12 protein-coding genes are annotated in these 14,526 nt (G+C 28.8%); 11 read left to right on the top strand and 1 reads right to left on the bottom strand.

Annotation, left to right across the window (positions count from 1 at the left end; translation table 11 throughout):
• Window positions 1-16 precede the first annotated feature (16 nt).
• The 11 genes from ruvB to QMG30_RS12665 all read left to right on the top strand — a co-directional run bounded on the left by ruvB (window position 17) and on the right by QMG30_RS12665 (window position 13,667).
• Complete coding sequence (gene ruvB / locus QMG30_RS12715; RefSeq protein ID WP_281815917.1) at window positions 17-1,027, top strand: Holliday junction branch migration DNA helicase RuvB; 1,011 nt, start codon at window positions 17-19, stop codon at window positions 1,025-1,027.
• A 90-nt stretch (window positions 1,028-1,117) separates the two neighbouring features.
• The gene (locus QMG30_RS12710; protein WP_281815916.1) at window positions 1,118-1,639 is read left to right on the top strand and encodes a winged helix-turn-helix transcriptional regulator; all 522 of its coding nucleotides are present in this window, start codon (window positions 1,118-1,120) and stop codon (window positions 1,637-1,639) included.
• Between the two features lie 235 nt (window positions 1,640-1,874).
• On the top strand, window positions 1,875-2,303 hold the full coding sequence (locus tag QMG30_RS12705) for a cell division protein ZapA (RefSeq protein WP_281815914.1): 429 nt from the start codon (window positions 1,875-1,877) through the stop codon (window positions 2,301-2,303).
• A 47-nt stretch (window positions 2,304-2,350) separates the two neighbouring features.
• Window positions 2,351-4,744 carry a U32 family peptidase gene (locus tag QMG30_RS12700; protein ID WP_281815911.1) on the top strand — a complete coding sequence of 798 codons (2,394 nt, stop codon included), beginning with the start codon at window positions 2,351-2,353 and terminating at the stop codon, window positions 4,742-4,744.
• 10 nt (window positions 4,745-4,754) lie between these two features.
• A complete protein-coding gene (locus tag QMG30_RS12695) occupies window positions 4,755-6,134 on the top strand; it encodes an FtsW/RodA/SpoVE family cell cycle protein (RefSeq protein ID WP_281815909.1) in 1,380 nt (459 codons plus the stop codon).
• The gene (locus QMG30_RS12690) at window positions 6,100-7,527 is read left to right on the top strand and encodes a peptidoglycan D,D-transpeptidase FtsI family protein (protein ID WP_281815908.1); all 1,428 of its coding nucleotides are present in this window, start codon (window positions 6,100-6,102) and stop codon (window positions 7,525-7,527) included. The genes QMG30_RS12695 and QMG30_RS12690 overlap by 35 nt, the downstream gene beginning before the upstream one ends.
• A gap of 111 nt (window positions 7,528-7,638) precedes the next feature.
• The gene (locus QMG30_RS12685) at window positions 7,639-8,082 is read left to right on the top strand and encodes an NUDIX hydrolase (RefSeq protein WP_281815905.1); all 444 of its coding nucleotides are present in this window, start codon (window positions 7,639-7,641) and stop codon (window positions 8,080-8,082) included.
• A gap of 256 nt (window positions 8,083-8,338) precedes the next feature.
• Window positions 8,339-9,385 carry a D-alanine--D-serine ligase VanG gene (gene vanG / locus QMG30_RS12680; RefSeq protein WP_281815904.1) on the top strand — a complete coding sequence of 349 codons (1,047 nt, stop codon included), beginning with the start codon at window positions 8,339-8,341 and terminating at the stop codon, window positions 9,383-9,385.
• On the top strand, window positions 9,385-10,152 hold the full coding sequence (locus QMG30_RS12675) for a M15 family metallopeptidase (RefSeq protein WP_281815903.1): 768 nt from the start codon (window positions 9,385-9,387) through the stop codon (window positions 10,150-10,152). The genes vanG and QMG30_RS12675 overlap by 1 nt, the downstream gene beginning before the upstream one ends.
• Entirely contained in the window at window positions 10,149-12,281 is a 2,133-nt protein-coding gene (gene vanT / locus QMG30_RS12670; protein WP_281815900.1) for a serine racemase VanT catalytic subunit, read from the top strand. Before QMG30_RS12675 ends, vanT begins: the two co-directional genes overlap by 4 nt.
• A gap of 51 nt (window positions 12,282-12,332) precedes the next feature.
• Window positions 12,333-13,667 (top strand): peptidoglycan bridge formation glycyltransferase FemA/FemB family protein, encoded by a 1,335-nt coding sequence (locus tag QMG30_RS12665; RefSeq protein ID WP_281815899.1) that lies wholly within the window; start codon window positions 12,333-12,335, stop codon window positions 13,665-13,667.
• Between the two features lie 21 nt (window positions 13,668-13,688).
• On the opposite strand, the gene QMG30_RS12660 is transcribed toward QMG30_RS12665, so the two are convergent.
• Complete coding sequence (locus QMG30_RS12660; RefSeq protein ID WP_281815897.1) at window positions 13,689-14,378, bottom strand: 4'-phosphopantetheinyl transferase family protein; 690 nt, start codon at window positions 14,376-14,378, stop codon at window positions 13,689-13,691.
• Window positions 14,379-14,526 lie beyond the last annotated feature (148 nt).

The raw sequence follows: 14,526 nt of genomic DNA, 5'->3' as shown, positions 1-14,526 counted from the left end.
AAGGAGTCAATTGATAATGGATAAAAGAATAATAACAACGGAACTAATTGATGAAGATCTTAAGATAGAACAGAATCTGAGACCTAAATTACTATCAGATTATATAGGACAAGCGAAAGCAAAAGAAAATATGAAAGTATTTATAGAGGCAGCTAAGCTTAGAGAGGAACCATTAGATCATGTATTACTATATGGTCCTCCAGGATTAGGAAAAACCACTTTATCATGCATCATAGCAAATGAAATGGGAGTCAATCTGAAAATAACTTCTGGTCCGGCTATAGAGAAACCAGGAGATATGGCAGCGATACTCAATAATCTGCAAGAGGGAGATATACTATTTATTGATGAAATACATAGACTCAATAGACAGGTAGAGGAAGTTATGTATCCTGCCATGGAAGATTTCGTTATTGACATAGTCATTGGAAAAGGTCCATCAGCAAGATCTATAAGGCTTGACCTTCCTAAATTTACATTAGTTGGTGCAACAACTCGTATAGGACTTTTAACATCTCCTTTAAGAGACAGGTTTGGTGTAATTAATAAATTGGAATTCTATACTCTAGATGAACTGACTCATATCGTAAAAAGGTCAGCAGAAGTACTTGATATTGAAATAGATGAGAAAGGTGCTGTAGAAATTGCAAGAAGATCAAGGGGAACACCAAGACTTGCAAACAGGTTGCTAAAACGTGTAAGGGATTTTGCTCAAGTTAAGTATGAGGGAGATATTACAAAAGAAGTAGCTGATTATGCACTTGATCTATTAGATGTTGATAAAAGCGGTTTAGATAAGAATGATAGAAAAATGTTACTTGCTATGATAGAAAAATATAATGGAGGACCTGTAGGTCTAGATACTCTTGCAGCAACTATCGGAGAAGAATCAGGAACAGTTGAAGATGTTTATGAACCATATTTAATTCAGTTAGGTTATATTAACAGAACACCAAGAGGAAGGGTAGTTACACCTTTATGTTATAAACATTTTGGAATTATTTTTGATAATAATGATAATACTTAACAAATTATTGACAATTATTTCCAATTGATATAAACTGTAGTTATAAGTAGTACAGGCTATAAATTTATATATAAATAACAGGGGGGCATTATGGATAGAGAATTACAATTATTAAGTGAAATTAGTAATAATGAACATGTGACCCAAAGACAACTAGCTAAAGAATTAGGTCTATCTCTTGGTTTGATAAATAGCATAGTACAAGACATGATTAATAAAGGATATATCAATGTAAGACAAATCAACTCTAGGTCTTTGAAATACATTATTACTCCTTTAGGTAAAAAAGAAAAAGACTTAAAAACATATGATGAAGTAGTAGTGAGTTATAAAATGATAAGTAGAGTTAGACAAATGACAAAAAAAATCATTGAAGAACAGATTGATAAAGGATACTTTGATTTTTATCTATTCGGTCAACATGATGAAGTGTATAAAATAGTGAAAATGAGTGTCATTGAGGCAAAAAGACTTTATGGCATAAAATATTTTGAAGTTGATACATTGAATGAGGTTAATAATGCCGAAGGAATAATTATAACTTGGAATAATGCTGAAGGAGTGACAATGGATAATAATAAGGTGCTTAATGTATTAAGTAATGTAGTTTAATTATAGTTAATACGTGTTAAAGTAGATTTATTATGTTATAATAAAACTTAAAGATATATGTTTAGGAACAATAATTCTTAATTGTCAATTATTGTTTCTTTGTGCTATAATAACATTAAATATAATTAATAGTTAAACCATTGAAGCTGTACTAAATGTTGTAATAGATATTTATAGTTTATTGGTTATGCTAATAGTAAAACAAGCTTTAATATGCTAGTAAAGGGGGTCTAGTATGTCACCGAAGAATAATACAAAAGTCATAATTGGAGGTAATGTCTATACATTATCAGGAAATGAAAGTGAAGAATATATTCAAAGAGTGGCTCTTTATATCAATAATAAACTAGATGAACTAAAGGCTTCGGAAAACGGACAATTTCTTAATACTAGATTGATGTCTATATTATTAGCAATCAATATTGCTGATGATTACTTTAAGGCAAAAGAAGATACTAATGATATAAATAAATCATTTAAATTAAAAGATGAACTAATCCAACAAAAAGAACTTGAAATTGAAGAACTTAATAAAACAATACATAAATTAGAAAAAGAAAAAGCTGAATTAATTGAACGTGCAGATAAATTTCAAGAAGACATGGAAAATTACAAGGCTGAACTAGATGAATATATAGAAACATTTGATTTAGAAAACGAGTAGTAATATAATGTATATTACTACTTTTGTTTTTAGAAAGGTGTTAAATTATGAATAAGAAACCAGAATTATTATCTCCAGCAGGTTCATTTGAAAGTATGGTTGCTGCAATAAATGCTGGATGTGATGCAGTATATGTTGGTGGTAAACAATTTAGTGCTAGAGCTTATGCCTCTAACTTTGACACAGAAGAACTAATTGAAGCCATTAATTATTGCCACCTAAGAGGTGTAAAGATATATATAACTGTTAATACTCTATTTAAAGATAAAGAGATAGATAAGCTTCTTGAATACATAAATATTATTTATGGAGCGGGAGTCGATGCAATAATTGTTCAAGATTATGGTATCAGCAAACTTATAAAAGAAACATTTAATGATCTTGAAATACATGCAAGTACCCAAATGACAATCCATAATCTAAACGGAGTTAAATATCTTACAGAATTAGGATTTAAACGTGTAGTGCTTAGTAGAGAACTAAGTCTAGATGAAATAGAATACATTACCAATAATATAGATACAGAAATAGAATGTTTCGTTCACGGAGCATTATGTTATTCATATTCAGGTCAATGTCTAATGAGTTCCATATTAGGAGGTAGAAGTGGCAATAGAGGTAGGTGTGCAGGAACATGCAGGTTACCGTATTCATTGTATGAAGAGAAAAACAGATTGAATCTCTCCAATGGGAAATACTTGTTAAGTCCAAAAGATATATGTACTATTAGATTATTACCTGATTTGATGAAAGCAGGGATAACTTCATTTAAGATCGAGGGCAGAATGAAAAGTCCGGAATATGTTGCTTCTGTTACATCGATATATAGAAAGTATATAGATAGATACTTATGTAATAAAGAAAAATACAAGGTAGATAAAGAAGACGAAAAAAAACTTCTTGAAATATACAATAGAGGTGGATTTTCTGAAGGTTACTATAAGAGTAGATTGAATATGATGTCAATGATAAAGCCTAATAATCAAGGTGTATATATTGGGGAAATTATTAATGTCAATAAGAAGAATAAGACTATTAAGATAAAGTTGAATAATATGGTTAACAAAGGTGACAAATTAGAAATATGGACAAGTAATGAGCAATTCCATTGTGTTTCCATAAAAAACGATTCAAATGAAAAAGTTATTACATTAAGAGATTATAATAGTAATATTATGGTTGGTAACTCAGTCTATAGAATAAAAAATAAAAAGGCTTATAATGAAATAAATGATAATACTATAAAGATAAATAAGAAATTAAAAGTCAAGGCTACTATTAAAGCTAGAATAAATACTCCTATTTCTTTGGAACTAACATATAACGATTATTATGTTAAAGAAACAGGGTGTGTAATTGAAAGAGCCAAAAATCAGTCTGTATCCATTGATAGGATAATAAAACAACTAAAAAAAACAGGTGAGTATCCTTTTGAATTTGATTTTACTTACATTGATATTGATGATGATATATTCATTCCAATTAGCGAGATAAACAAAATAAGGAGAAATGCCATTGAAAAATTAACAAATAGCATTCTTATGAAATATTCAAAAAAATTAATTGAAATAAATAGGCATAAGATTATTGAACCAAACAAGCTAACTAATGAAGCTAATGTAAATATACTAATTAGAAATTTGGATCAACTAGAAGTAATAAAATATTTTAATGTAAAGAATGTGTATGTGGAAAGTGAATTAGTAGAGTTAGAAGATATCAAGAAAATGATTGATCTGTGTAAAAAACACTATACTAGTATATTTATAGCTTTACCAAGAATATTTGATTATGATATTCAAAAAAAATATTTACCTAAATTAGATAAGATTAAGAAATTAGATATAGATGGTTATTTGATTAGAACTTATGGTGAAATGTATTTACTTCAAGATACTGAGAGAAAAATTGTCATTGATTACAACATGAATATAATAAATAATGAGACTATAGATGCATGGAGGGAAAAAGCTTCAATAATAACGTTATCCCCAGAATTGCATTATAAAGATATCAGTGGATTGGAAACAAATGATACCGAAATCATGATTTATGGATATCTCCCTTTAATGGTATCAAAACAGTGTGTAGTAAATAATAGTAGCAATAACAAAAATTTATGTTATAATAATAAAAAATATTATTTGAAAGATAGATATGGTAAGAAATTTTTCATTGACAGAAGATGTACTGATTGTATTAATGTCATTTATAATTCAAGCCCATTAATATTGTTAGATCAATTAAATAAAGTTAATAATCTAGGTATCAGTAATTTAAGGCTAGAGTTTACCAATGAAAATAAAGATTATGTTTATAAAATCATAAAATTATTATATAGCATTCTATATAATGTTAACGAATATGATACGAAAGATATAATAGGTATACTGGATATTGATGAATTCAATAGAGGTCACTTTTTAAGAGGTATAGAGTAGGTGGAAACATATGTTAGATGTGGTTATTAATATTTCAAGATTTATTTTTATATTGTTAGCAATATATTTTACTTATCTATGTTACAAAATATATAGAAGTAAATACAATAAATCTGATAGAAGTAAAAAAACTAATAAACAATCGTTTACAAAAGAATATTATTTAAAAAATCAAAGGATTACTTTATTGGTTTCACATTTTCTAGGGTTTATGCTATTAATAGGTGCATCTGAAAACAATAAATTAGATTTATTAATTCTATATGTGGAACAAGTCATATTTTTTATGATATTATGGTTCATTTTGAAAAAATTATATAATAACAATTATTTATTATGGAATACCTCATTATATTTACTATCTATTTCATTTATTATTTTGGCACGTATAGATTATAATGTAGGATATAGACAATTTAAGATAGCTGTACTGGGTTACTTGGTGGCCATCATAGTGCCAATATTTATTGATAGGTTAACCTTTATCGATAAGTTGGAATGGGTATATATTGGGATATCTATTGTACTTCTTGTTACTGTTACTTTTGTAGGTACTGAAAAACACGGTGCAACTAACTGGATATTAATTGGCAAATTAAGTATTCAGCCATCTGAGATAATTAAAATATTATTTATATTGTTTTTAGCTGCATATATGAGAAAAAGAGATAAAATCATACATGTGGTAATAGCAGCGATTCCATCATTAATACTTATAGTATTGCTGGTTTACCAAAAAGATCTAGGAACTGCATTAATATTTTTTATAATATTCATTTCTGTAATATATATTTCCACTAATAAGCCTTTTTATTTCTTAGGAGGTCTATCAGGAGGTATTTTGGGAGCTTTTGTTGCTTATAGATTCTATTCTCATGTTAGAGATAGAGTAGAAGCATGGATCAATCCATGGATGGATATTGATAGAAAAGGATATCAAATAGCACAATCACTTTTTGCAATAGGTGCAGGGGGATGGTTGGGCAAAGGATTAACAAAAGGAATGCCAAAAATAATACCTGCTGTTGAAACAGATATTATTTTTGCAGCGATATCTGAAGAATTTGGTAATATATTTTCTATATTATTAATTGCTATTATGGCTTTGTTTTTCTTATGTGGTATCAAGATAGCTAAAAATGCAAAAGACAATTTTTATATGTTATTAGCAAGTGGAATCAGTTGTACCTTTGCATTTCAGATGTTTTTAATACTTGCAGGTGTTACGAAACTTATTCCTCTTACAGGTGTTACGTTACCTTTCGTAAGTTCTGGTGGTACATCTTTAACAATGTCTATTGTAATGTTAGGTATTTTAGAGGGGATACACATAAAGAATCAAAAGGGTGAAGTGAATGGGAAGAAAAAAACAAGAAAACAGAAAAGATAATAAAAGTTTGAATAATATTTCATATATTTTTATAGGACTTTTTATAATATTGATTTTCAATATATTTAAATTTGTGATGTTCGATAGTGATAACATTGCCATCAATTCCTATAATCCTCGTATTGAAGAATTAGAAAAAAATATTATAAGAGGTAAAATATTAGACGCTAATGGTAATGTATTAGCTGAAACTATGGTAGATAAGGACAAACCCTATAGGATTTATCCTTATGAAAATATTTTTTGCCATGTAATAGGTTATTCTAATCTGGACAAAAGTGGGATTGAAGCTTTGGTCAATTACGATTTATTAAAATCCAATGTCAACATTATAGAAAAAACAGTGCAGTCAATCTCCAAGCAAAAAAGTGTTGGAGATAATGTTATAACTACACTTGATGCAGATTTGCAAAAAAAAGCTTATGAATTATTAGGTAATAGAAAAGGTGCAGTTGTAGCTGTAGAACCTTCTACAGGGAAGATATTATGTATGGTTTCAAAACCAGATTATAATCCTAATTATATTGAAAGTAACTATAATGACTTAAGAAATGATGATGCGAATTCACCTCTTATCAATAGAGCAGTAATGGGACTATATCCTCCTGGTTCAACTTTTAAAATTGTAACTGCATTAGCATATATTAGAGAGAACCCCAATTGGAAAGATTTTAATTATATCTGTAAGGGTAAAGATTATTTTGGACAGAACACTATACATTGCTATTCCAATACTTGGCATGGTGAAGAAAACCTAGAAGATGCTTTTAAAATGTCGTGTAATACTGCATTTGCCAATATTGGAACAAGTTTGGATTTAGTGAAGTACAGGGATGTAGCAAATGGATTACTTTTCAATAGTCAGATTCCATATCGTGGATGTAAAAAAAGTAGTTTTGGTTTGGATAGCCAATCTTCCATTGAAAAGGTAGCTGAGACGGCTATTGGACAAGGAGAGACATTAATTACGCCTTTCCATAATGCTTTAATAACTTCAGCTGTTGCTAATGGAGGTATATTAATGAAACCTTATATAATTGATCATATTGAAAACTCAAAAGGTAAAATTATAACTAAGAATTTACCTGAGTTCTATACAGAATTTATGAGTGTAGATGAAGCAGATACGATAAAAGAATTTATGGAAAAAGTAGTAAGTGAAGGTACTGGTAAGACTTCAGCTGTACAAGGTATTCAAGTAGCAGGTAAAACTGGTTCTGCTGAAAATGAAGGTGAATATCCTCATGCATGGTATGTAGGATTCGCTCCATCAGATAATCCTCAGATCGCTGTTTCAGTAATAGTTGAGAATTCAGGTACTAGTACAAGATATGCAGCTCCCATAGCAAGGCAATTATTTGAACTATATATTAATAAGCACAAAATGGAGTAAGTTAAAAATATACAGTTGAAAAAAGTTAGAAAAAATTGTATACTTTTTAAGACGAGACATTTAATTAAAAAAAATGTTTAGACGAATTACCCAAAGCTAGGAGGCATTTTTATGATTGAAGCAGTTAGTTGTGGCGGAGTGGTAATTCATAAAGGAAAGATATTATTACTTTATCAACATAAATACGAAGGCTGGGTGTTACCAAAAGGTACTGTTGAAGATCAAGAAGAATATAATGATACAGCTATAAGAGAAGTACGTGAAGAAGCTGGAGTTAAAGCAAATATAATTAAATATGTTGGAAAGAGTCAATATTCCTTTATGATTGCCAATGATACTGTTGTTAAAGACGTACACTGGTATCTAATGAAGGCCTATAGCTATTATAGCAGACCACAGAGAGAAGAATTTTTTACGGATTCTGGGTACTACAAGTATCATGAAGCTTACCATCTACTAAAATTCAGCAACGAAAAACAGATTATCGAACAAGCATATAATGATTATCTAGACTTAAAGAAATGCAATATGTGGGGAAACAAAAAATATATCTAGATAAGAGTACATGTTAAACATAATTAACCTACTTTATATTTAAAGTAGGTTTTGTTATGTTTTTTTATTGATAAAATTAATATTCATAATTATTCTAAATCCTTCCAAAGAAAATCTTAAGAATTTCTTCATAAAGTATTTATAAAGAACATTCCAATATTTGATATATTTATATATAAGATCAAGTGGGATTTATCGACAATATTGTATATATATAATAATGCTCTACTAATTAACTAGAAAAGAGGTCAAAATAATGGAAAAGAAGAAAATAGCAATTTTATTTGGAGGATATTCATCAGAATATAATGTATCATTACAATCGGCTAATGCCATAATTAAAAATTTGAATAGCGAGTTATATGAAAAAATTCTTATAGGTATTACTAGTAACGGTTTATGGTATAGATTTTATGGAAACATTGATGAGATTGAAAATGATACGTGGCATATTAATAAAAATGAATGTGTACCCGTTGTAATATCACCTAATAGAGATTTTGGTGGAATAATAGAATTTACGGATAACAAAAATAGATTTACTGAAATTGATGCAGCTTTTCCCGTATTACATGGTAAAAACGGTGAGGACGGTACAGTACAAGGAATGATAGAGTTGGCAGGTATTCCACTTATTGGATGTGATACATTGAGTTCTTCTTTATGTATGGATAAGAATAGAGCTCACAAGTTGGTTAAGCAAGCAGGTATAGATATACCTGATTCAGTAATATTCAATAAGGATGACAATGTAGAATATATATCCTCGGAAATCAAACATTTGAAGTATCCTTTTTTTGTAAAACCATTAAAAGCAGGTTCTTCATTGGGTATTACCAAAGTAAATAAAAAAGAAGAGTTATCAGAAGCAATAGATCTAGCATTTTCTTTTGATGATGAATTGATTATTGAAGAAAATATAGATGGATTTGAAGTGGGATGTGCCATATTAGGTAATGAACAATTAATAATCGGCGAAGTTGATGAAATAGAATTGAGCGACGGTTTCTTTGATAACATTGAAAAATATACACTCAAGAGTTCAAAAATTCATATGCCAGTAAGAATAGGTACGACTGAAAGTGATAAAATAAAAAAAACAGCAGCCAAAATATATAAAACTCTAGGCTGCAAAGGATTTGCAAGAGTAGATATGTTCTATGATAACGGAAGAATAATATTTAATGAAGTGAATACAATACCTGGATTTACAGCACACAGCCGTTATCCAAATATGATGAAAGGAATTGGACTGTCATTTAGTGATATTTTAGACAAGCTCATTGAAATAGGTATAGAATAATGGAATCAATCAAATTATACGCAGAAGACATTCATACTGGTAGTTTAGTTCTCGTTAACAAATCATACCCTGTAGTTGATAGCGATAAAAATAAACTTCAACTTGCACCAATGAACGAAAGACATCAAAAGATTCTACTTGAGATTAGAACAGCTAATGTATTGAATTATATGATGAAAGACATAAGATGTGAGGCTGAGATAGTTCCTGTAAGTGGTTATCGTTCATTAAATGAACAAAAGAATATTTACAAGGATTCTATATTGGAAAATGGTATAAAATTTACAAAGGATTTCGTTGCCATTCCGGGTCATAGCGAACATCAAACAGGTCTAGCTATAGATTTAGCTAGAAAACAAGAAAATATAGATTTTATTTGTCCTGACTTTCCATATGAGGGAATATGCGATTATTTTCGTAAAAAAGCACCTCACTATGGTTTTATACAACGTTACAAAAAAGATAAAGAATCAATTACAGGTATTGCTCATGAACCATGGCATTTCCGTTATGTAGGTTATCCTCATTCACAGATAATGAATAATCTAGATTTGTCACTTGAAGAGTATATTGAAACTATAAAAGAATATCCTTATGATGAAAGATATTTTAGTTATGAACATAATGGGAAAATTATGAAAGTATCTTATGTAGACATTTTATCCTATGGATATAAATCTATTGAATTACCAGAAAAAATATCTTATATGATTTCTGGTAATAATGTAGACGGGTTCATTATTACCACTTGGAGGGAGGACCAATGAATAAAAAGGAATATGCAGGGATAGATTATTTTAGAATCATAGCTGTGTTATTAGTTATTGCCATTCATACATCACCTTTATTGAGTATTAGTCGTATTGGCAATTTTATATTAACGAGAATTATTGGTAGAGTAGCTGTTCCTTTCTTTTTTATGACTTCAGGTTTTTTCTTGTTCAATGAACTAAGTAAACGAAGATTATATGGTTTTCTTCAGAAGATTGGTTTATTATATGGTATCTCAATAATTTTGTATTTACCCATAAATATATACAATGGTTATTTTGCTCAAGATGATTTACTGTTAAATATTTTAAAAGATATCATATTTGATGGTACCCTTTACCATTTATGGTATTTGCCTGCAATAATGATAGGAGCATATATTTCATTTCACTTGATAAAACGACTAGGCTATAAAAAAGCGTTTGCATTAGCTATTATTCTATACATCATAGGTTTATTAGGGGATAGCTATTTCGGATTAACCAGATCATTTAAACCATTGAGGGGATTATATGAGTATATATTCATGGTTTCCGATTTTACACGTAATGGTGTATTTTTTGCTCCAGTCTTTTTAATACTGGGTGGAATGATTGCTAAACGAAAAAAACAATGTTCAATACAGTTTTATATGATAGGTTTTTTTACAACATTATTACTTATGATTGTAGAAGGATTATATATCAATGGTATAAGATTTCAAAGACATGATAGCATGTATATACTACTGATACCAACTATGTTTTTTCTGTTTAATATGCTCATATTGTTTGAAGGCAAATCTTTAATTATATTACGAAAAACAGCAATGATTATCTATATAATTCATCCCATGGTTATTATTGGTATACGTCTAATTGCTAAACTGACCAATATGCAATCTTTATTAATAGACAATAATCTTGTTCATTATATAATAGTTAGTATACTCTCATGTATATCAGCTTTATCAATTGCTATGTTCCTACAAAAAAAATGTGTATACGTAGATAATGGAAAAGCTGAAAAAGATAAAGATAGAGCTTGGATTGAAATTAATTATAGTAATCTTAAGCACAATGTCACTGAGTTAAAGAAGACTATGTCAGATAAATGTGAATTTATGGCTGTTGTAAAAGCAGATGCTTACGGACATGGTGCTATAAAAGTATCAACATATTTAAATAAAATAGGTATAAGATCATTTGCAGTAGCCACAATAGATGAAGGTATCGCTCTGAGAAAACATGGCATTATAGGAGATATTTTGATTCTAGGATATACTGATGTTTCAAGAATCCAAGATATCATATCTTTCAATCTAATACAAACAGTTGTAGATTATGAATATGCAGGAAAATTAGATGAATATGGATATTCTATAGAAGTTCATATCAAAATAGATACAGGAATGCATAGAATAGGTGAGAATGCAAGTGATATCAATAAGATTTCTGAGATGTTCCATTATAAAAATTTGAATGTGAGTGGTATATACACACACCTATGTGTTGCTGATAGCGTTAAGGAACAAGATATCAAATTTAGCAATGGTCAGATTAATTCTTTTAATACATTATTGGACAAGCTAAAAGTAAAAGGTATTAAATTGCCTAAAGTACATGTTCAAAGTAGCTATGGAATTCTTAATTATCCAGAGTTGGATTATAATTATGCAAGGATAGGAATTGCACTTTATGGTGCAATAGATACAGTTAGAGATAAAACCAAAGTCCAGCTTAACTTACGCCCTGTTCTGTCACTAAGAGCTAAAGTTGCTTTGGTTAGAAATATAAACAAAGACGAAAGTGTTAGCTATGGAAGGACATTTACTGCAAAAAAAGAAATGCTGATTGCTGTTATAGCTATCGGATATGCTGATGGTGTTCCTAGAAATCTATCTTGTGAATCAGGTAATGTATTAATACATGGATTCCGTGTTCCTATAATAGGTAGAGTCTGTATGGATCAGCTTATTGTAGATATAACTGATGTTCCTCAAGTAAAACAAGGAGATATTGTTACCTTGATTGGAAAAGATGGTAGAGATAGTATTTATGTAACTGAGGTGGCTAATAATTGTAGTAGTATCCCAAATGAGATATTAAGTAGATTAAGTTGCAGGTTGAAAAAAATATACATTTGATATATTATATATTGAACTGCATATACTAAAAAATTAGCAAGGAGATTATTCATGTATAATTTTATAGAAATAGATAAAGAACAATTGAACGAATTCAATTACGAAAATAGGGGACATATTTTCCAAACATCCTACTGGGCAGATTTAAAAAGCGAATGGAAAGCAAAATATTTTGGAGGATATGATAACAATGGGAATCTATTGCTATCATGTGTAATTTTATTAAGAAGGATACCATATATCAATCATTATATGGGATATATACCTAGAGGATTCAACTGTAATTATGAAAATAAAAACTTAGTAACTGAATTCACCAAGTTTCTAAAAGAATATGGAAAGAAAAATAAAATAGCATTTATATCTATCGATCCAGATATTCATCTGAATGAAAATGAAGAACAAATTGAATTGGGGACCCAGATAAAAAATATATTAATTAATACTGGATACAATCATAAGAATACAAAAAATTTCGAGAACATACAACCTAATTTTGTTTTCAGATTGTATTTCGATATGGAAAAAAACTTAATGGATAGAAAGAAATCTATATATGATAACTTTTCCAAGAAAACTAAATATAATATTAAAGTAGCAAAAAAAAGAGGTCTTAGTGTAGAAGTATATGATAAGAATAATATTACAGATAAGATATTAAGTATATTCCAAGAAAAAATGGTGATTACAGGTAAAAGAGATAATTTCATAACTAGACCAAAAGAATATTTCAAAAACATGATTGAAAAAATTCCATATTGCAGATTATATATGGTTAAATATAATTATGATTCCGATTATAATAGATTAAAATCCAATCTTGACCAGCAACAAAAAAATATAGATAGATTAGAGAAGAGAAAAATAAATACCCAGTCATTGCTGCAAGAAACTATGGCAGAACAAGAATTGGAAAAGCTAAACAAAAAAATAGCAGATATAGAAAAAAGAATTGCCGATTGTCAAAGACAGATATACAGTTTTAGCAACAGAATAGAAGATATCTCTGAATATAAAGGACAAGAAGACATCTATGTAGCTGGTGCGATATATTTATATTATGGAGGCAAGGGTTGGTATTCTTATGGTGCTTCTGACAATATATTACGAGATACAATGCCTAATTACATTATGCAGTGGAAGATGATTGAAGATACCATAGATCTGGACTGCTATATGTATGATTTTAGAGGAGTATCAGGTGATTTGAATCCAGATAATCCACTATATGGACTCTATAAGTTCAAAAAAGGTTTTGATGGTGAGTTTGTGGAATTTATCGGTGAATTTGATTTAGTTATAAATAATTTAGTATATAAACTATTTAGATTCATTTTGCCCAAATTCAAAAAAATCAGATTCAAGATAAAAAGTAAGGAAAAGTAATGGAAGCTATTGTATCGAACACTAAAAAAATGGAGACATCAATATATTTGATTGATTTATTATTTTTATAGAATCGATATTTCCCTTCAAGTAACAAACAGAGACAATATGCTTATTATCTATTTCATTCTGCCAGAATAGACAAGAATTAAATTCATTTTCAGTCATTAATTCTATATCTTGATTATTTATGGAAAATGAAAATGAATTTAATGGAATAGATAATCCTTTTCCATCAGCTTTTATATAACTTTCCTTTAATGTCCAAAGTCTATAGAAATAATTTAATCGATTATTCTCTTTTTGATTCATCAAGTCAGTATATTCAAATTCTGTATAGAATTTTTTTGCAATGTTAAAATCAATGGGTTTAATAACTTCCACATCTATTCCTATAGGGTGATTATCAAATGCACATACAACCCAATCGCCAGAATGGGATATATTATAATGGTAACCTTCAGGCCTAATAAGATTAGGCTTTCCGTATTTATTAACGTCGAATTCTAATTGTTCATTTTTTATGTTCAATTTATTACATATAACGTATCTTGCCAATAAGTCTCCAAATAGAGACCTTTGAGCATCCTTTTTAGATCTAAATTTCAGAATTTTATTCTTTTTTTCTGATGATACGATACACAAAAGTTTATTAAAAATATTTTTATCTATATCATCGTTTATTTTTATTCCATATATACTAACCATCATAAACAGTCCGTTTCTATTTTATATTACTATATGAGTTCTAATTATAAGCTATATAAGCTTTTTTAACTTTATCAATATCATACCTTTGTATTTTTATTATTAAGTATATAAACTTATTATAGTGTAGGTAGATTATATAGTCAATCTT

The organism is Vallitalea longa (genome assembly GCF_027923465.1).
Taxonomy (GTDB): domain Bacteria; phylum Bacillota; class Clostridia; order Lachnospirales; family Vallitaleaceae; genus Vallitalea; species Vallitalea longa.
The sequence above is the reverse complement of the archived record's forward strand: the minus strand, read 5'-3'. Positions and strand labels throughout refer to the sequence as shown.

Excerpts from the sequence above, each read along its gene's own strand:
- ruvB (WP_281815917.1), top strand. The coding sequence starts at position 17 with ATGGATAAAAGAATAATAACAACGGAACTAATTGATGAAGATCTTAAG.
- QMG30_RS12710 (WP_281815916.1), top strand. The coding sequence starts at position 1,118 with ATGGATAGAGAATTACAATTATTAAGTGAAATTAGTAATAATGAACAT.
- QMG30_RS12705 (WP_281815914.1), top strand. The coding sequence starts at position 1,875 with ATGTCACCGAAGAATAATACAAAAGTCATAATTGGAGGTAATGTCTAT.
- QMG30_RS12700 (WP_281815911.1), top strand. The coding sequence starts at position 2,351 with ATGAATAAGAAACCAGAATTATTATCTCCAGCAGGTTCATTTGAAAGT.
- QMG30_RS12695 (WP_281815909.1), top strand. The coding sequence starts at position 4,755 with ATGTTAGATGTGGTTATTAATATTTCAAGATTTATTTTTATATTGTTA.
- QMG30_RS12690 (WP_281815908.1), top strand. The coding sequence starts at position 6,100 with ATGGGAAGAAAAAAACAAGAAAACAGAAAAGATAATAAAAGTTTGAAT.
- QMG30_RS12685 (WP_281815905.1), top strand. The coding sequence starts at position 7,639 with ATGATTGAAGCAGTTAGTTGTGGCGGAGTGGTAATTCATAAAGGAAAG.
- vanG (WP_281815904.1), top strand. The coding sequence starts at position 8,339 with ATGGAAAAGAAGAAAATAGCAATTTTATTTGGAGGATATTCATCAGAA.
- QMG30_RS12675 (WP_281815903.1), top strand. The coding sequence starts at position 9,385 with ATGGAATCAATCAAATTATACGCAGAAGACATTCATACTGGTAGTTTA.
- vanT (WP_281815900.1), top strand. The coding sequence starts at position 10,149 with ATGAATAAAAAGGAATATGCAGGGATAGATTATTTTAGAATCATAGCT.
- QMG30_RS12665 (WP_281815899.1), top strand. The coding sequence starts at position 12,333 with ATGTATAATTTTATAGAAATAGATAAAGAACAATTGAACGAATTCAAT.
- QMG30_RS12660 (WP_281815897.1), bottom strand. The coding sequence starts at position 14,378 with ATGATGGTTAGTATATATGGAATAAAAATAAACGATGATATAGATAAA.